General features: G+C 47.1%; 15 protein-coding genes. 4 read left to right on the top strand and 11 right to left on the bottom strand.

Annotated elements, in window-relative coordinates; translation table 11 throughout:
- The 9 genes from MKY73_RS00800 to MKY73_RS00760 all read right to left on the bottom strand — a co-directional run bounded on the left by MKY73_RS00800 (position 1) and on the right by MKY73_RS00760 (position 7906).
- Positions 1 to 1596, bottom strand: a complete 1596-nt coding sequence (locus MKY73_RS00800; RefSeq protein ID WP_339305165.1) for a spore germination protein — start codon at positions 1594 to 1596, stop codon at positions 1 to 3.
- Positions 1597 to 1773: 177 nt separating this feature from the next.
- Positions 1774 to 2109, bottom strand: coding sequence for a hypothetical protein (locus tag MKY73_RS00795; protein WP_339305163.1), 336 nt, complete (start codon positions 2107 to 2109; stop codon positions 1774 to 1776).
- 44 nt (positions 2110 to 2153) lie between these two features.
- Positions 2154 to 2855: a pirin family protein gene (locus MKY73_RS00790; protein ID WP_339305161.1), complete on the bottom strand. Its 702-nt coding sequence runs from the start codon at positions 2853 to 2855 to the stop codon at positions 2154 to 2156.
- A gap of 202 nt (positions 2856 to 3057) precedes the next feature.
- Positions 3058 to 3471, bottom strand: coding sequence for a DoxX family protein (locus MKY73_RS00785; RefSeq protein ID WP_339305159.1), 414 nt, complete (start codon positions 3469 to 3471; stop codon positions 3058 to 3060).
- A 55-nt stretch (positions 3472 to 3526) separates the two neighbouring features.
- A complete protein-coding gene (locus MKY73_RS00780) occupies positions 3527 to 4387 on the bottom strand; it encodes a M56 family metallopeptidase (RefSeq protein WP_339305157.1) in 861 nt (286 codons plus the stop codon).
- Between the two features lies 1 nt (position 4388).
- Positions 4389 to 4805 carry a BlaI/MecI/CopY family transcriptional regulator gene (locus tag MKY73_RS00775; protein ID WP_339238401.1) on the bottom strand — a complete coding sequence of 139 codons (417 nt, stop codon included), beginning with the start codon at positions 4803 to 4805 and terminating at the stop codon, positions 4389 to 4391.
- Positions 4806 to 5015: 210 nt separating this feature from the next.
- Entirely contained in the window at positions 5016 to 6479 is a 1464-nt protein-coding gene (locus tag MKY73_RS00770; RefSeq protein WP_339305155.1) for a catalase, read from the bottom strand.
- Between the two features lie 249 nt (positions 6480 to 6728).
- Positions 6729 to 7535: a winged-helix domain-containing protein gene (locus MKY73_RS00765; protein WP_253441518.1), complete on the bottom strand. Its 807-nt coding sequence runs from the start codon at positions 7533 to 7535 to the stop codon at positions 6729 to 6731.
- A complete protein-coding gene (locus MKY73_RS00760; RefSeq protein WP_036612807.1) occupies positions 7511 to 7906 on the bottom strand; it encodes a transcriptional repressor in 396 nt (131 codons plus the stop codon). The genes MKY73_RS00765 and MKY73_RS00760 overlap by 25 nt, the downstream gene beginning before the upstream one ends.
- A gap of 273 nt (positions 7907 to 8179) precedes the next feature.
- Here MKY73_RS00760 and MKY73_RS00755 point away from each other — a divergent pair, with 273 nt between their 5' ends.
- Positions 8180 to 9298, top strand: a complete 1119-nt coding sequence (locus MKY73_RS00755; protein ID WP_339238405.1) for a diguanylate cyclase — start codon at positions 8180 to 8182, stop codon at positions 9296 to 9298.
- A 106-nt stretch (positions 9299 to 9404) separates the two neighbouring features.
- Here the strand turns inward: MKY73_RS00755 and MKY73_RS00750 are convergent, their stop codons facing one another.
- Both MKY73_RS00750 and MKY73_RS00745 read right to left on the bottom strand, forming a co-directional pair.
- On the bottom strand, positions 9405 to 10343 hold the full coding sequence (locus MKY73_RS00750) for an aldo/keto reductase family protein (RefSeq protein ID WP_339238407.1): 939 nt from the start codon (positions 10341 to 10343) through the stop codon (positions 9405 to 9407).
- 177 nt (positions 10344 to 10520) lie between these two features.
- On the bottom strand, positions 10521 to 12158 hold the full coding sequence (locus MKY73_RS00745) for a histidine kinase dimerization/phospho-acceptor domain-containing protein (protein ID WP_339305153.1): 1638 nt from the start codon (positions 12156 to 12158) through the stop codon (positions 10521 to 10523).
- Between the two features lie 481 nt (positions 12159 to 12639).
- Between MKY73_RS00745 and MKY73_RS00740 the strand changes: the two genes are divergently transcribed.
- From MKY73_RS00740 to MKY73_RS00730, 3 genes are all read left to right on the top strand, one after another.
- Positions 12640 to 14601, top strand: coding sequence for an anaerobic ribonucleoside triphosphate reductase (locus tag MKY73_RS00740; protein ID WP_339305151.1), 1962 nt, complete (start codon positions 12640 to 12642; stop codon positions 14599 to 14601).
- Positions 14598 to 15107, top strand: coding sequence for an anaerobic ribonucleoside-triphosphate reductase activating protein (gene nrdG, locus MKY73_RS00735; protein WP_339305149.1), 510 nt, complete (start codon positions 14598 to 14600; stop codon positions 15105 to 15107). The genes MKY73_RS00740 and nrdG overlap by 4 nt, the downstream gene beginning before the upstream one ends.
- 220 nt (positions 15108 to 15327) lie before the next feature.
- Positions 15328 to 16167: a methyl-accepting chemotaxis protein gene (locus MKY73_RS00730; protein ID WP_339238416.1), complete on the top strand. Its 840-nt coding sequence runs from the start codon at positions 15328 to 15330 to the stop codon at positions 16165 to 16167.
- The last annotated feature ends 48 nt before the right edge of the window (positions 16168 to 16215 follow it).

Raw genomic sequence — 16215 nt, 5'->3', positions numbered from 1 at the left:
TCACCATCCTTCCTCAGCTTCCGGAGAACCATTGATCTTCTCTTTCATCCGTTTCTGGTTATCTTGAACAGTAGAAGGACGGTTGATCATTTTCCACCACGGCACACGAATAAGAATATCCTTGGTATCCGTCTTACTGTACGGGCTAAGACCTGACAGATAAGGTACACCAAACGAAGTCATTTGTGTCAGATGCACCGAGATCAGAACCAAGCCAATGACAATGCCATACAATCCGAGCATACCCGCCAGCAACATGATCGGAAATCGCAATAGACGCACGGTGATCGCAAAGTTAAACCGCGGAATTGTAAAGGAAGCTATACCTGTCATGGATACGATAATAACCATCGGTGCGGACACAATCCCTGCCTGAACTGCGGCTTGCCCAATCACGAGCGCACCGAGAATACTGACTGCCTGACCGACTGTTTTTGGTAACCTGACCCCCGCTTCACGGAGGGCCTCGAACGACAACTCCATGATGAGAGCTTCAACCAGTGCCGGAAAAGGTATAGCTTCCCGTGCCCCGGCAATACTCAGTATCAATGTGGTTGGCAGCATGTCCTGATGAAATGTCGTAATAGCGATGTACAGCGCTGGTAGAAATAGAGCAATGGCTACGAATAAAAAGCGAATCCAGCGTACCAGATTACTGATGAAGAATCGTTCATAGTAGTCCTCACTGGCCTGAAGCATCTGCCAGATCGTGACTGGAGCAATTAACGCGAAGGGCGTACCGTCTACCAGAATGGCAAAGCGCCCTTCCAACAGGTTGCCTGCTACCGTATCCGGGCGCTCAGAATAGTGCATCTGCGGGAAAGGAGAATACGGGTGGTCTTCGATCAGTTCCTCGATATAACCCGTCTCCAGAATGCCATCGATCTTTATTTTTTCCAGACGTTTCTTCACGTCGCGGATCAACTTCGGATCAGCAACATCGTCCAGATAGGTCAGAACGATATCGGTCTTGGTCTCGGTGCCAAGTGTCATACTCACCATCTTGAGCGAGGGAGTTTTCAGCTTAAACCGCAGTAAAGCCGTATTCACACGGAGTGTTTCGGTAAATCCCTCCCGTGGTCCCCGAATCACGGATTCTGTCTGCGGTTCCTCCACACCACGTCTGACGCCACCTTTGACATTGAACATCCAGGCTTCGCGACTTCCACCGACCACCAGAAGGGCAGAGGATGCCAGCACCCCTTCTGCCGCAGCAGCCCAGGTATCCACTCGCTTCACCTGTGTCAGCTCAACACGTGTATCATCCAGTGGAACATCCGGTTCATCTGTACGCTGCTGCACCAGCCCTCGAATAATTGGACGCAGCATATGCTCTTGGATATCAGCCGAGTTAACAATGCCTTCAATATAGACCAGAAGCCCTTTCACTTCCGGTGTAATCATGACGTTGCGAAAAACCACATCCGAGCAATCGGAGAAGATCTCCTTTACCGCTTGAATCTGAGTTTCATGTACTGCACTAATCGGCTGCCGTAGAAAAGGCGGGGACGGCAGTCCCAAAGGGATATGTTTTTTCTCTTCTGAAGCTCGTCCCGGTTGTCGGGACTTGTCTTTCCCAGATGTTTTGTCCGTCATATGCCGCCCCTCCGTTCTTGTTTTTTTATACAAGGTAGCTTGTGCCAGACAGTCGTGAATTATGTGGTCTTTTTTGCAAAATTACGAAGAATTTTCTCTATCCGGACAGCAAAAAGGCCTCTGTATTTAACAGAGACCTTCTTATCTATTCCAGATCCTAATCAAGCTATTTTAAAGTTAATCCGCAAAATAATCTTCAGGCACATAACGAATCTCCGATTTCGCATAGATGCTTAGTGTGTGGCTCTCCCTGTCGTACGCAACTCGCTCACCTTCTACGTAGTACCAGTGCTTCAAAAGGGGTTGCTCCTTGCGCTGGACGAAACGAAATACGTTCAGTTCCTGTCTAAGCTCCATAATCTGTTCCACAATCTGCTCGTCCAGACCCGTCACGGTAAATAAGAAGCCTGTACCCTCCTGTTGGAAACGATAGGACAGTGAATCTGTTTTGCTATTCGCCAGTCCTCGCCCGGTCACCGCATGCTTGACCATAAACCATTCCTGTTGCGCCATACGTATATATCCTCCTTCATCTTGGAGTTCATTTCATCAGCCATCTACGGCAAATCAATCATCATATAGAACGTATCTTCGTTTCCTTGCAATTCTATTGAATTTCGCTGTTCCACACGAGCTGTATCGCCTTCGTTCAACAGGTACTCTCCATCCAATCCCAGCTTGCCTTCGATGGAGAAAAGGTACATCCGACGGCCCGAATCCTGATTGAAGGTTAACGTCTCGTCTTTGGCCAATCGGCCAAGATAGATCGTCATATCCTGATGAATAGTCGCAACTCTTGGTCCTCCATCCGGGGATACAATCGGCACGAGTGCTCCCGCCAGTGCCGCTGGATCAAAAGATGTGGTCTCATATGAAGGTTGCAACCCTTTCGTATGCGGCATGAACCAGAGCTGAAGCAGACGTACTTCTTCGGTATCGGATGCATTATGCTCGGTATGAATCATGCCACTGCCTGCTGACATTCGCTGAATACCGCCAAAACCTGTAACGGCGACATTGCCCAGATTATCTTCATGTCGTAGCTTGCCTCTGAGTACAATGGACACAATCTCCATATCACTATGTGGGTGAGCTCCAAAGCCGCGACCAGGTGCAATTACATCATCGTTCGCTACCCGCATCGGTCCAAATGCCGTATTCTCCGGGTCTTGGTATTCTCCGAAAGAAAAGCTGTGACTGCCTCGGAGCCAGCCTCGATCAAAGCTGGAGCGGGCATCGGATGGAATGACGTTAATCATAAAATGCATCCTCCTTATTTTTTCTTAGTAGCATACTTATTCTCATTGTAACAAACCACAGGCATGTCGTCCAAACTAAAAAAGTTCTCTACTGATCAGCCCGGTTCGCAAATACAACTCCCGAACCGGCCTGGCCAATAAAGAACCTCGTTACAGGACTAATCCTGCACTTCGTTATTTTTTTAAGCAATCGTTAGTCGCGTCAAGCACTCATATTCTGACGAGCGTTCCCTTGTCTTGAGAAAAGATAATCCACAGCCAGAAAACGGCTTCCTGTGAAGAGCAGTGTCAGGGAACCCGCCAGTAGCAGGTAATCTAACTCGGTACCACTCAGGAACGGCTGACCCATTTTGGCTGTAAAGAGAACGCCAACCATCACGATAACAAACAGGGCGGCAAACACACGTGTTCCGAGACCCAGAATCATCGCTGCACCACCTACCAACTCAATAATGGCAACAACGGATGCAAGAAATCCGGGGATACCAATACTTTCGAAAAATCCTACCGTACCGCTAATTCCACCTTCGAATTTACTCCAACCATGCAGTACAAAAACCAAACCAATCATAATCCTGGAGAACAGCAGACCAATCTCTACACTTTTATTATTCATGTTTGTTTCATCTTCCTTTCTCGTTATATTCGACCTCACATTTAGCCAACTTAATCTATCCGATGGACCAAACAAACAAGATAGACAGCAATAGGAAAACAGTAGCCGACATCAGAACAGCATAACGTGGCAATCTCAGCGTCACGTCCTGTTCCGGGTCCAGCAGACGTGAAATTCGGACATTCACCGACGTATCCGCAAATGAGGATTGTACGGTCAGTTCTTTTGCTCCCCAAGGTTCAGGACAAGCACGTAGCAGCTTGAGCAAAGCACTGCCAATACCTGCCACATTGCCTGTGCGCTCAATGGCCTCATTGTCTGCCAGAATTTCTCTAACGATATGGTATTGCTTTGAAGTGTGCTTTAAAACAGGAATATACGGCATCATGATTGCAAATACCGACAGTAACGTCGTCTTCAGAGGATCACGGTGCCACAGATGGTGCACTTCATGATAGACAACCGCTACTTCCTCTTCTGCATCAAGCATGTCCAATAGCCCAGTGGAAAGTACAATATAGGGTCTCCATAAACCAATGGTAAATGCGACGGGTGAAAGCTTGTCCACCACAATGAAACTTGGCTGTCCTAGATCATGATATGTGGACTCCAACTCACGGGATAACGCCCGAATCTCCATGGAGCGAAGCTTGTGGATTGCTGCCCGTGTTTTCATCATACGTACCGTTAGCAACCAGCCTGTTCCTGCAAAGGTCAACAAGACCAGTGCCAGCAGGAAATGTCCAACGGATAACCAACCCAGTCGACTCATCCAATGATTGCAGAGCCAGAGCAGATTAAACGGGATATCCCAGCCAAAGATTTTGTACATCGCGTACATGAACATCTGCATGAACACGAGTAGCGGAATGCCAAACCCGACGGTAAACAAAAGTTTCGAGCGGGTCTTCCACATCTTAATCGCTATCCTTTTTCCATTGCTTGATCTTCTGTTCTAGGCGTTCAATCAGACCTTCATCTGCTTCGTCCAGCGCATCCAGCATATGATTCAATGCCAATGCTCCGAATTCATCCACCAACTCATGCGACAGTTCCTTGGATTGGTCGTTCATAAACTCCTCCTTGCTCTGTACCGGTTGGTACAAAGATGTTCTGCCCTTTTGTGACTTTCCGAGAAGTCCCTTGTCCACGAGCCGGTTCATTACTGTCATGACTGTATTAAAATTGACGTCTTTGTCTTGTTCAAGTGCGGTCTGCACTTCACGGATGCTGCTGCCTGGACGAGCCCATAAAATGTCCATGATCTTGGCCTCCAGCGGACCGAAAAATCGGTTGAGCCCACGCTCACCCACTTTAAAATTGTGTATTCTCATGTTCTGACACCCCTCACACTACCCATTGTAGTGCCATCCAATGAGAAGTCAACCTCTATGTCAGCTATTTTATGTAAATGATTTGTAAATTTGTTTTCCATTTCAGCAAAAAAAAAGCGAAAGACCGGGAAATTCCGCACGTTCACGGTTTGCCCGGTCTTCACCGAATATCAGTCCGTAAGATGTTGTAGAACATGGTCAAACTGTACTTTATTTTCCATCCTGTGAAGGCATATGTGCAGATATATCCACACCAAGTCCATGAGCCAGACGTCCGCCTAGCTGTCCATCCGCACGGAAGAAGTGGCATAAAGCACGCATTTGAATATCGACTGACACTCCCTTAAGATCATTGATCAGATTATCCAGCAAGTGCTGCTGCTCTACTGGAGTAAATGAACGGAAAAGCTCTCCTGCTTGCGTGTAATCATCCGTTTTCTCGATTTTCTCGCGTGTAACATGCCCTTGTAATGGAACCTGACTGTCCCGGTATGCCGGATCTTCCTGCGGGCTGTTTCCGGAACTGTTCGGTTCATAGTTCACCGGAGATGGGTCCTGATTCACATTCATGAGTCCATCACGCTGGTGATTACGAACAGGTGCGTATGGGCAATTCACTGGGATCTGCAGATAGTTCGGTCCAAGCCGGTGCCGCTGTGTATCTGGATAGGAGAATAGGCGCCCTTGCAGCAATTTATCTTCGGAAGGTTCAATTCCAGGGACAAGCGAACTAGGAGAAAAGGCCGCCTGTTCCACTTCAGCGAAGAAGTTTTGCGGATTCCGATTCAGTGTCATGGTCCCTACCGTATGGAATGGCAGTACATCTTCAGGCCATGTTTTGGTTGGGTCGAGTGGATCAAAAGCAAAATCATCCATCTGCTCCGGCTTTAAGAGCTGAACCTGTAACTTCCACTGCGGGTATTGCCCGTTCTTGATATGTTCATGCAGGTCACGGGTAGCATGATTAAAGTCCTGTCCTTGTACCTCGGCAGCTTCCTGACGAGAGAATCCCCGAACCCCTTGTGCAGATTCCCACTTGTATTTCACATAATGGACCTGCCCCTGGGCATTAATCCATTTGAACGCGTGTACACCGAAACCATCCATCTCCCGATAACTGGCCGGTGTGCCCAGATCTGAGAACAACCATGTCATCATATGTGTTGATTCCGGTGAGAGGGTCATAAAATCCCAATAACGAGCTGGTTCTTGAATGTTTGTATCTGGAGCCGGCTTCAAGGAATGCACCATGTCCGGGAACTTCATGGCATCACGAATGAAGAAAACGGGCAGATGGTTGCCTACGATATCATAGTTGCCTTCCCGTGTGTAGAATTTGACGGCAAATCCACGTGGATCTCGTGCAGTCTCTGGTGATCCCGTACCGTGAATAACGGTCGAAAAACGAACCAGCACATCCGTCTGCGTACCCGGATCTTGCAGGAAATCCGCTGTTGTATAAGCCTTCATACTCTGCTCCAGCGTGAATACACCATGAGCCCCGGCACCTCTTGCATGTACGACTCTTTCAGGAATACGTTCACGGTCAAAGTGGGCAATTTTCTCAATGAGATGATAGTCTTCAAGCAGTGTAGGCCCTCTTCTGCCTGCTGTGCGGGAATTCTGGTTATCACCTACAGGTGCTCCCTGATTCGTTGTCATACGTTCTGTCATCCTGTCGTCCTCCTCTAATGGATCTCACGGCTGCTATATATCTACTACTAAAATCATATTCGGCTTCGATATAAATATACATTTAGACTTGATCTAACTGTTAAATTGATTCTAACATGTCCTACGCTGCTCTTGCATGAGGTTCACATGAGATTAAGATGAGGTTCCTCAACACTTCATGAATGAACCATGAACATATTTTCAATAAGCATGATCTGAACGATAATCATGGCAATAAAAAAAAGCGGACTAATCCGCCAGGCGGTAGCCCACTCCTCTTACCGTTACGATATATTGCGGCGAAGACGCGTTATCGCCCAATTTTTTGCGCAAGCTTTTGATATGAACATCAACCACATTACTTCCACCTGTAAAGTCTGTTTCCCAGATATCGCTGAGCATCTCCTCACGGGAAATGACTGCACCTTTGGCATCAATCAGCTTGAGTAACAGATCATATTCGGTCTTGGTTAGATGGATCCGGTTATTATCACGCTGCACACTCATCCGTTCACGATCAAGCCACAGATCTTTGAAGCCGACACGCTGCCCTTCCTCAGGCAAAAAGCCACGTTTGGGCAGAGCGGGACTGTTGCCAATCATACGCTGCACCCGGTAGAGAGCTTCCTGCGGGCGTGCAGGCCACACCAGCAATTCCTCCTGAAGCATCGGTCCACTCGCGCTGCCGATCATCTTCTCACCGACCAGATAGAGACAAGGGGTTGTATGCTCAGCCTCACGATTCAATCGACTGCTAATGCCGGCAAATGCATCGATCGTTCCGGCAACAGACAGATCATAGATCAACAGATCGAAGACAAGACGCTCATGCAGATCCGGTTCCCATCGATGAAAGACCAGTACATCGAAACAGCTATCCGTTAAGGCCTTTACCAGTTCATGAACTTGCCCTGGCATCGGGCTTATCAGAATAACCCGTCGTGTAACAGGACAATTGTCCACAAGAGGTGCTGCATCGGACAAGGCAGGTTTAACCCTAAGTGGTAAGCGGCGGCCAGGAACTTTTATTTTTACTTGATCCGTTTGTTTCTGCATTCCCCGCAGACACCTCCAAAGACCACATGAGCATGATCGATTGCATATCCGGTTTCTTCAGCTACCTGTTTCATCCATTGTGGAGGAACCTCTGTCATCACCTCGTCCACTTTGCCGCACACTTCACACATAATGTGCTGATGATCGTCCATCCGGGCATCGTAACGGCTTGCTGTCTCTCCGAGTTTAAGCTCTCGTATCAATTCTTTGTCCGTCAGATAACGTAGAGAATTATACACCGTACCATAGGCCAGATTATAACCTTGTTCCACTAGTCGATTCATAACATCAGCAGCTGTCGGGTGATCCTCCGAATGACGCACCACATCATATACCGCTTGCCGTTGTATCGTCAGATTTAAAGTTCTCACAACCATTTCTCCTTTATATTGATGCATTTTATATGAAATCAGACACTGATCTTCTACTTAGGATGGTCTTCCCAAAATACTAAGATTACATTTTGATTTAGATTAAGTATAAATCTTATTGTATATCGAAGTCAATATGTACGCCAACATCCTGACAATGCAAATAAAACACCTTTCCCAGCAATCCCCTCATATATTTGGGATAATATGGTTCGCTACGACACCGCTTTTCAGATAAAATGTAGGGATGTGCGTAAAAAGGGGGAATGTCGGTTGTTTAGCACTTTTTTCATTAATATCTGTGTCATGATTACGTTTATGTATGTATCCGGGATCATTGCAAAGTTCTATAGTATCCGATTGCCTTTTCCCTCGTTACGTGTTCAGTTGATCGGCGGCTTATTATTCGGCATATATGGCACAGTACTCATGAATTATTCCTTCCCTCTGAACGAGAGTACGATTGTAGATCTACGGCATCTGGCGATCGTTACCGCAGCTGTATATCTGGGAGGACTGGCTTCGGTCGTTACGGGACTTGTGCTCTCGATCCTTCGTATTCTGATGTTTGGCTTGTCATCCTCTGCCATAGATGCAGGATTTGTCATGACTCTAATCGGGTTGTCCGGTGTATACTTCGCCTATGCTTCCTGGTCCAGACTGACCAAAATTATTACGATGAATCTGCTCGGCATAACGTTAATCTTTATCATCCTTATGTTGAATACAGACAGCATGAATTCATTAATGAAGGTATATCCGTTACAAATGACCATTTCCTTCATCGGTGGAATATTCATCTATTTCATCGCAGAATTCATCAATAAATCCAATGAAATGTTATTTCTATTGGAGAGAAGAGCATCTACCGATCATCTTACCAACCTTAGCAATCGGCGACAGTTCGAAAAGTCACTTCTATCGGAACTTCAACATGCGCGGGATTACCAACAAAAGCTGTCCTTGCTTGCCATGGATATTGACCGATTCAAAAAGGTAAACGATACCTTTGGTCATTCCGCTGGAGATGCCGTTCTGAAGCAACTCGGACAACTTCTTGTGGAACACGCACGTTCCGCCGATATCGTGTCAAGAAACGGTGGTGAAGAATTCGCTATACTCTTGCTCGACTGCGGACAACGGCAGGCCATGGCTATCGCCGAATCTATCCGGCAGGCAGTAGAGAAATATCATTTTGCCCTGCCTGACGGACACACCACACGTCTAACCATCTCCATAGGCGTAGCCGTGTATCCGGATCATTGTGTGGAGCAAGACGATGACGACTTCTTCGAACAGGCAGACCGTGCACTATACGAAGCCAAGAATACAGGACGTAACCGTGTATGTGTCTTACCTTTAAGGTCCTTGCCTCTTACACTGGAAAGCTGACGGCTCCAATTGAAAAAGGGATGTCCCGCACGCCCAATCAGGCGTACAGGACATCCCTTGCTTTATATCTCACTACATATCATCCCAGCCCAATATCTGACTCGAATCAGGAAAGTATCCCTTCAATTTCCTCAATAATGGTAGCATCCAGCTTCACGCCAGAAGCAGCCGCATTTTCTTTTACCTGCTCGGGACGACTCGCCCCTACAAGTGCACTGGATACATTGTTCTGGCGCAGAATCCAGGCCAAGGCCAGTTGCCCAACCTTCAGGTCCAGCTTGTCCGCCACTTCAATCAATTGGCGAACTTTCCCGATGCGATCCGCGTTGATCTTGCCTTCGTCCCATCCTAGCTTAGCCGCACGACTGTTCTCGGGGATATCTGATACGGAAGTGTATTTCCCGGTCAATAGACCTTGAGCAAGCGGGGAGTATACGACTTGTCCGATACCCTTACGCTCACCTAGCGGAATAATCTCATTTTCAATATAACGATCAAACATATTGTATACGGGCTGGTTCACCACGATATGATCCAAGAGCAAGCGATCTGCTGTACCCAAGGCAGCTTCCATCTGAGCCGCAGTCCACTGACTGACACCAACATACAGCACTTTGCCCTGACGTACCAGATCATCAAGCGCGCGGAGTGTTTCTTCAATTGGTGTCTCGGTATGATAGCGATGGCAGTAATAGATATCCACATATTCAACGCCTAGGCGCTTCAAGCTGGCTTCACATTGTTCCTTAATATGTTTACGAGACAGCCCCTGGTCATTCGGACCATCCCCCATTTTGCCAAATACTTTTGTTGCAAGCACGTAGGAGTCACGAGAATACGCTTTGAGCGTCTGTCCCAGCAGTTCTTCTGCTGCACCCCGTTCGTATACATTGGCTGTATCAAAAAAGTTAATGCCTTCATCGAATGCAGTCTCAATTGATTTCACCGCATTTTCACGTTCCACATACCCTCCGTACGTCAGCCAGCTTCCAAGGCTGATCTCGCTTACTTTCAGTCCGCTTCCACCCAATCTGCGATAATCCATTGATTGCATATCCTCCTCTATTGGTTATAAAGATGAAGTACACCTTCTATTGTAACGTAACCAGCTCGGATGAAAAGGGCTTTGGCCGCAGAAATTGGATAAATGCAAAGGAAAAAACAAAGAAGCGCACCTGCAGCAGGTGCGCCAACTGAGATAACTTTCCATCCGTCTGCCCGTTTAGGGCAGCGTAATACTCAATGCATTCAACAAATCAGCTTGTCTGACCGGTTTCGTCAGAACAGCATCAAAGGTTTCCGCTTCGTGCGGGTCAATGTGCATACCATATGGAACCAGAACAATGACGGGCAGGTTCTCCAGCCGCTGTTTCATTTCATGTACGAAATCAACCGCGCCGCCCTCTTGAAGTCCCATATCCACAACGGCTACATCCGGCTTGAAGCCCTCCTTGATCCACTCATGTGCTACACTCGAACCCGAGGTCATATGCACAGCCATCTCCCATCTGCGCATCAGGGAAGAAACGCCTTGCAATATATCCGGGTCCTTGGCGAGCAGCACCTTTTTCCCTTTTAACCGCTGCTGAATACTTGCAAGTTGAGGTAACTCCCAGTATCTGCGTAAGGGAAGGGCAATATGGAATTCCGTCTCATTCTCTCCCGCACTACTCACCTGAATACGGCCATGCATGAGAATGGCAAGATTTTGGCTTACCGCCAAACCCAGATTGCTTCCAATCAGTTTTTGGATATCCAAATTTTCATCTTGGCCGTTCAATGTACGCAGCTTCTTATCGGATACCATCTGACCCGTGTATTTCACCTTGAGCGCAAGTGTACCCATATCCTCCGTCTCTTCGCCGTTCACCACGGCCGTGATCAGAACTGAGCCTTCACGTGTTGAATCCAGAGCATATTGAATGACATGTGCAAGCAATTGTCCGATCTTGATCTCATCACCAACAAATACTTGCGATACATTCAAATCAAGATTCAATCCCAGATCAATATTCTTGCCCGATGCCATTCCGGCATAGAGATAGACGGTATTTTCAATGGTGCCGACCAGATCAAACGGATCATCATGGATAACCGTTTTGCCTGCCTCATTAATATTGAAGCTCATCATATTATTCAGGAGCGAGAGTAGTATGTTGCCACTCGTCTCGATCATATTTACATATTCCGATTGCTCTTCAGACATATCCGGAGTACGCATTAGATCCGTCAACCCCAGAATGCCGTTCAACGGATTACGAATCTCGTGACTCATCAGTTTGAGCATCTGTGCTTTGGTCATGGCCTCCGATTCGGCTCGTTCTTTCTCTGCCTGGAGCTGCTCTTGCAATCGTTCCGAATCACTCAACTTTCGCTCCTGAACATGCAGCGTGCTCTCCAGATCCACAACATATCCCAGAAAGACAGCCATCGCGTTCAGCGTCTTCATATCCGTTTCACTGATCACATAACCAGCATTGTCCATTAGACATATCGTTCCAAATGTTTCGCCAGATCTTCGTATGATAGGTACACCCACGAAGAAACGACTCCCAAGCCCACTCGTGACGTCCATGGAGCTTGTCATTGGATGTTCACATGTATTCTGAATGGTAAGAACGCTACCTTTGTCTCTTAACACCAGACTGCAATATGATTCGTTAAATGAAAGCTCACTGCCTTTAACAATCAATTCTTCCGTACGGTTAAAGGCCTCCAAAATGACATTCGTCACCCCATCATTCGTGGCAACGAAGATGGTATTGACCTTCAATATCCCGCTTAACACGTCCACGATATGGGCCGCAGCTTCCTTTATGTCTTCATAGAAGCCTCTCGTAATGCCTTCTGCCGTCCCCATGATTCACCCCTCTTGTCTCAGCTGCACTTTCAAATCTGTATATCAGAATGTTTAATCACGTACAAGGGTTCATCAATGATCCGAATATCTGTCACAATCTATACTTATATGATTAACACCGTAGAAGTAAAAGAGAATCATACTCCCTGCCAATCGCCCCTTTTTTGGACAAAAGCAGTCTTGAACTAATGATGTAACAACCGTAAATATACTGCAAATTTCCTTTTCAAATGGTTCAAATTTCATCTTGTCCAACTTCGGATATTTTACATGCAGAATAACTAGAAATTATACGCTTCTACTCAGACTTTGGGAACCTTTATCCGCAGTAATTAAAGGAAAGTCCATTTTGTCCATTAAGTTGTGTGACGATTATCACACCCAAAAAACCACATATAGTTTATAAATGGATAATACAAATCTACATATAGTATTTAACGCAAATTAAATGATCATCACATCATTTTAGGAGGAACCTTACATGAACTTGCTTGAGTATGCCACTCCACCGGCATCCGATCTATTATCCGACCTGGGAAGACGAATTATTGGCGCTGAAGATGCCGATACGCTGAGGGAAAATGCGAATCTGAACGGGGACTCCTTCAGCGGCAAGATGAGCAGGCTCGGTTCGGAGACCGCCAAGTGGCATGCTCTGCGTCATGTGTTGCCGAAAGAGCTTGCTCAAGCTGTGGAGAACGGGGATCTGTATGTACACGATCTGGATCAGTATGCACTTGGCACAACTAACTGCATCTTTATCCCGTTTGACCGTCTTCTTGCTGGGGGTTTCAATACAGGCAACGGATCGGTTCGCACACCTCAGACGATCATGTCTGCGATGGCTCTGGTTGCAATCATCTTCCAATCCCAGCAGAACAGTCAGTATGGCGGCGTATCGGCCAATAAGATTGATTGGGATCTGGCTCCCTATGTGCAGCGATCGTTTCGCAAACATTATCGCAAAGGACAACGACTTTTTGGTGAGAATGCTCTGATTGAAGATGAACAACTTCATCTGGACAGTATGGGAGCGAAGAATCAGTGCCCACGCGCATATGACTTCGCCTATGAAGAGACTGAACTGGAGACAGGACAAGCTGCCGAATCGCTGATCCATAACCTGAATACGATGAGCAGTCGGGCTGGTGGACAGATTCCATTCACATCACTGAATTATGGATTATGTACTTCTGCGGAAGGACGGTTGGTATCACGTTCATTGCTCGAAGCAACGATTCGCGGCCTGGGCAACGGGGAAACTCCCGTATTCCCTCAACATATTTTCCAATGTAAACAAGGGGTCAATCAGGCTCATGGCGAGCCAAACTATGATCTGTTCCGCCTTGCGGTCACGTGTTCATCCCGGCGGATGTATCCTAATTTTGTCAATGTGGATGCCTCGTTCAATCTGCCTTTCTATCATCCGGAAGATCCGGATACGATCATTGCAACCATGGGATGCCGCACACGTACTCTGGCTGACCGGTTTGGTCGTAATCGTCAAAGTGGTAAAGGTAATCTGTCTTTTAATACCATCAACCTGGTCAAGCTCGGCATCCGGTTTGGCATCTGCCAGGGCAACAGAGCCGTTGCCGATCGGGCGGGATTCTACACTGCACTGGAATCCGTGATGCATAATGCCGCTTCTGGCCTGCTGCATCGCTACCGCATTCAGACAGCACAGCCTGCCAAGGCATCGGACTTCATGATGCGAGAGGGTGTGTGGGAAGGTGGAGAACAACTTGCTCCGGACGAGCCCGTTGCCGATCTATTAAAGCATGGAACGTTATCTCTGGGTTTTATCGGTCTCGCGGAATGTATGACAGCTCTGTACGGACGTCATCATGGACAAGACCCTCATGTGCATCGTGAAGCACTGAACATTATTCGGACGATGAGAGAATTCTGTGACCGGATGAGCGAGCAGCATAACTTGAATATCACCCTGTTTGCTACACCTGCTGAAGGGTTATCCGGCAAATTCACGAAGATCGACAGAGCGCGATATGGGCTTATTCCTGGGGTTAATGATCGGGAGTATTATACGAATTCATTCCATATCCCCGTATACCACACTCTTCCAGCTTATCGGAAGATTGAACTGGAGGCCCCGTTCCATACGTTGTGTAATGCGGGGGCAATCTCCTATGTGGAGCTTGACGGGAACGTTCGAGCCAACACCACAGCTTTCCTTCGAATCGTGCAATATGCACTGGCGCAGGATATCGGGTATTTTTCCATTAATCATCCGATTGATCGCTGCCCTGAATGCGGTTATGAAGGTGTTATCGGGGATGTATGCCCAGGCTGCGAAGCCCATGAGAACCATGTACACTTCCAGCGGTTACGCCGTGTAACCGGCTATCTGACCGGAGATTACAAAGTACGCTTCAATGCTGCAAAGCAGGCCGAAGTACGGGATCGGGTGAAACACCGATGAATCTATATGGATACATCCCGGAATCGGTGAATGAGGGGACCGGCCTGCGTGCGGTGTTGTTCATCAGTGGTTGCCGCCACGCCTGTCCGGGCTGCTTCAGTCCGGATTCGTGGAGCTTTCGAGCGGGTGAGCCTTTTACAGAGGAGCGGCAGCAGCAGATTCTGCATGAAGTGACGAACCATCCGTTGCTCGATGGCGTGACGTTGTGTGGTGGTGATCCCTTTTTCTCGGCAGCAGCATGTACGTCCTGGGTTCAGCAGCTCCGCACTGCACGTCCTGATCTGACGGTATGGGCCTACACGGGATTCGAATATGAAGAGCTTGTTACTGACCCTGCGAGAGCAGAGCTTGCCCGACTATGCGACGTTATTATCGACGGGCGATACGTTGAAGCAGAGCGTGATGTGTCCCTGCCCTTCCGCGGCAGTCGGAATCAGCGTTTGATTGATGTCAGCGCAACACTAGCCACTCAGACCATCGTTACGATGCAGCTCAGTATGCTCTAAACATTGATTGTATTCCCCACTCCCCAATTATCAAGACATGCGTCCCCCAGCGGACTCGTGTCTTTTTGGCGTATAGAGATCTGCCTTAAAGAAATAGGATTTATCCATTCTCTCTATTTTCTTCTCTATTGCATGACGATATATTATATAGGTAGTTATTAATTTAGTATTTAAAATTTAACCGTTTACATAAGGTAACCAGGGAGGAATCATCTTTTATATGGATATTGTTCAAGCTTTAATTACATGTATGCCTTTCTTTCGAGATACGATTCGTCAGGATGTAACCCTCTCCGTTATTGATCATGAAAAATTCTTATATTTCTCAGCAGGAGAATCATTAAAGCAACTGAATTATCAACCCGGCGACCCTCTATTAGATGTAAATCGAAATTTTGCTGATCTCAACGGCGGTACAGTCAAACGATTCGATCACTATCCTAAAGATTTATTCGGTGTTCCTTTTGATGTAGCTTTTATTCCCATTAAAAATGAACAAGGTGAAGTCATCGCCCTGTTTAATCTGCTCTACAGTATGGATGACCAGGATCAGCTGCAACAACTCATGGATGTTACCGAAAATCTGACCAACCAATTAATTGACAGTGTTCAGCATGTAGCTGCACACTCCGAGGAACTCAGTGCCACAACCGAAGAGATCCGGAACAACTCCAAACAAGCCGTACAGAAATCAGGAAATGTAACTCAGGTCGCCAGTTTCATTCGTGAAATCTCCGAACAGACGAATCTGCTCGGCTTAAATGCAGCCATTGAAGCGGCTCGTGTAGGTGAAGCAGGTGCAGGTTTTGGCGTTGTTGCCAAAGAAATTCGCAAACTGTCTGTGGACACCAAGGAAGCAACGGCCCGGATTGAAGATTCTCTTCTCTCGGTCCGGCAATCCATTCAAGGCATGGAGAATGAACTGGGTGAGATCACGGCAAGCTCCCAAGAGCAGGCTGAACTCGTAAACAATTTCATGAGCACAATTGAGCAGCTGAACGAAACCAACAAACAATTGAAACAATTTGTGCAAAAAATGATTACGTTTGACGGAAAATAAAAATACGTTTGATGAAGATAAAAAATACGCTCCACAGAAAACAACAAA

The organism is Paenibacillus sp. FSL R5-0519 (genome assembly GCF_037974275.1).
GTDB lineage: Bacteria > Bacillota > Bacilli > Paenibacillales > Paenibacillaceae > Paenibacillus.
The sequence above is the reverse complement of the archived record's forward strand: the minus strand, read 5'-3'. Positions and strand labels throughout refer to the sequence as shown.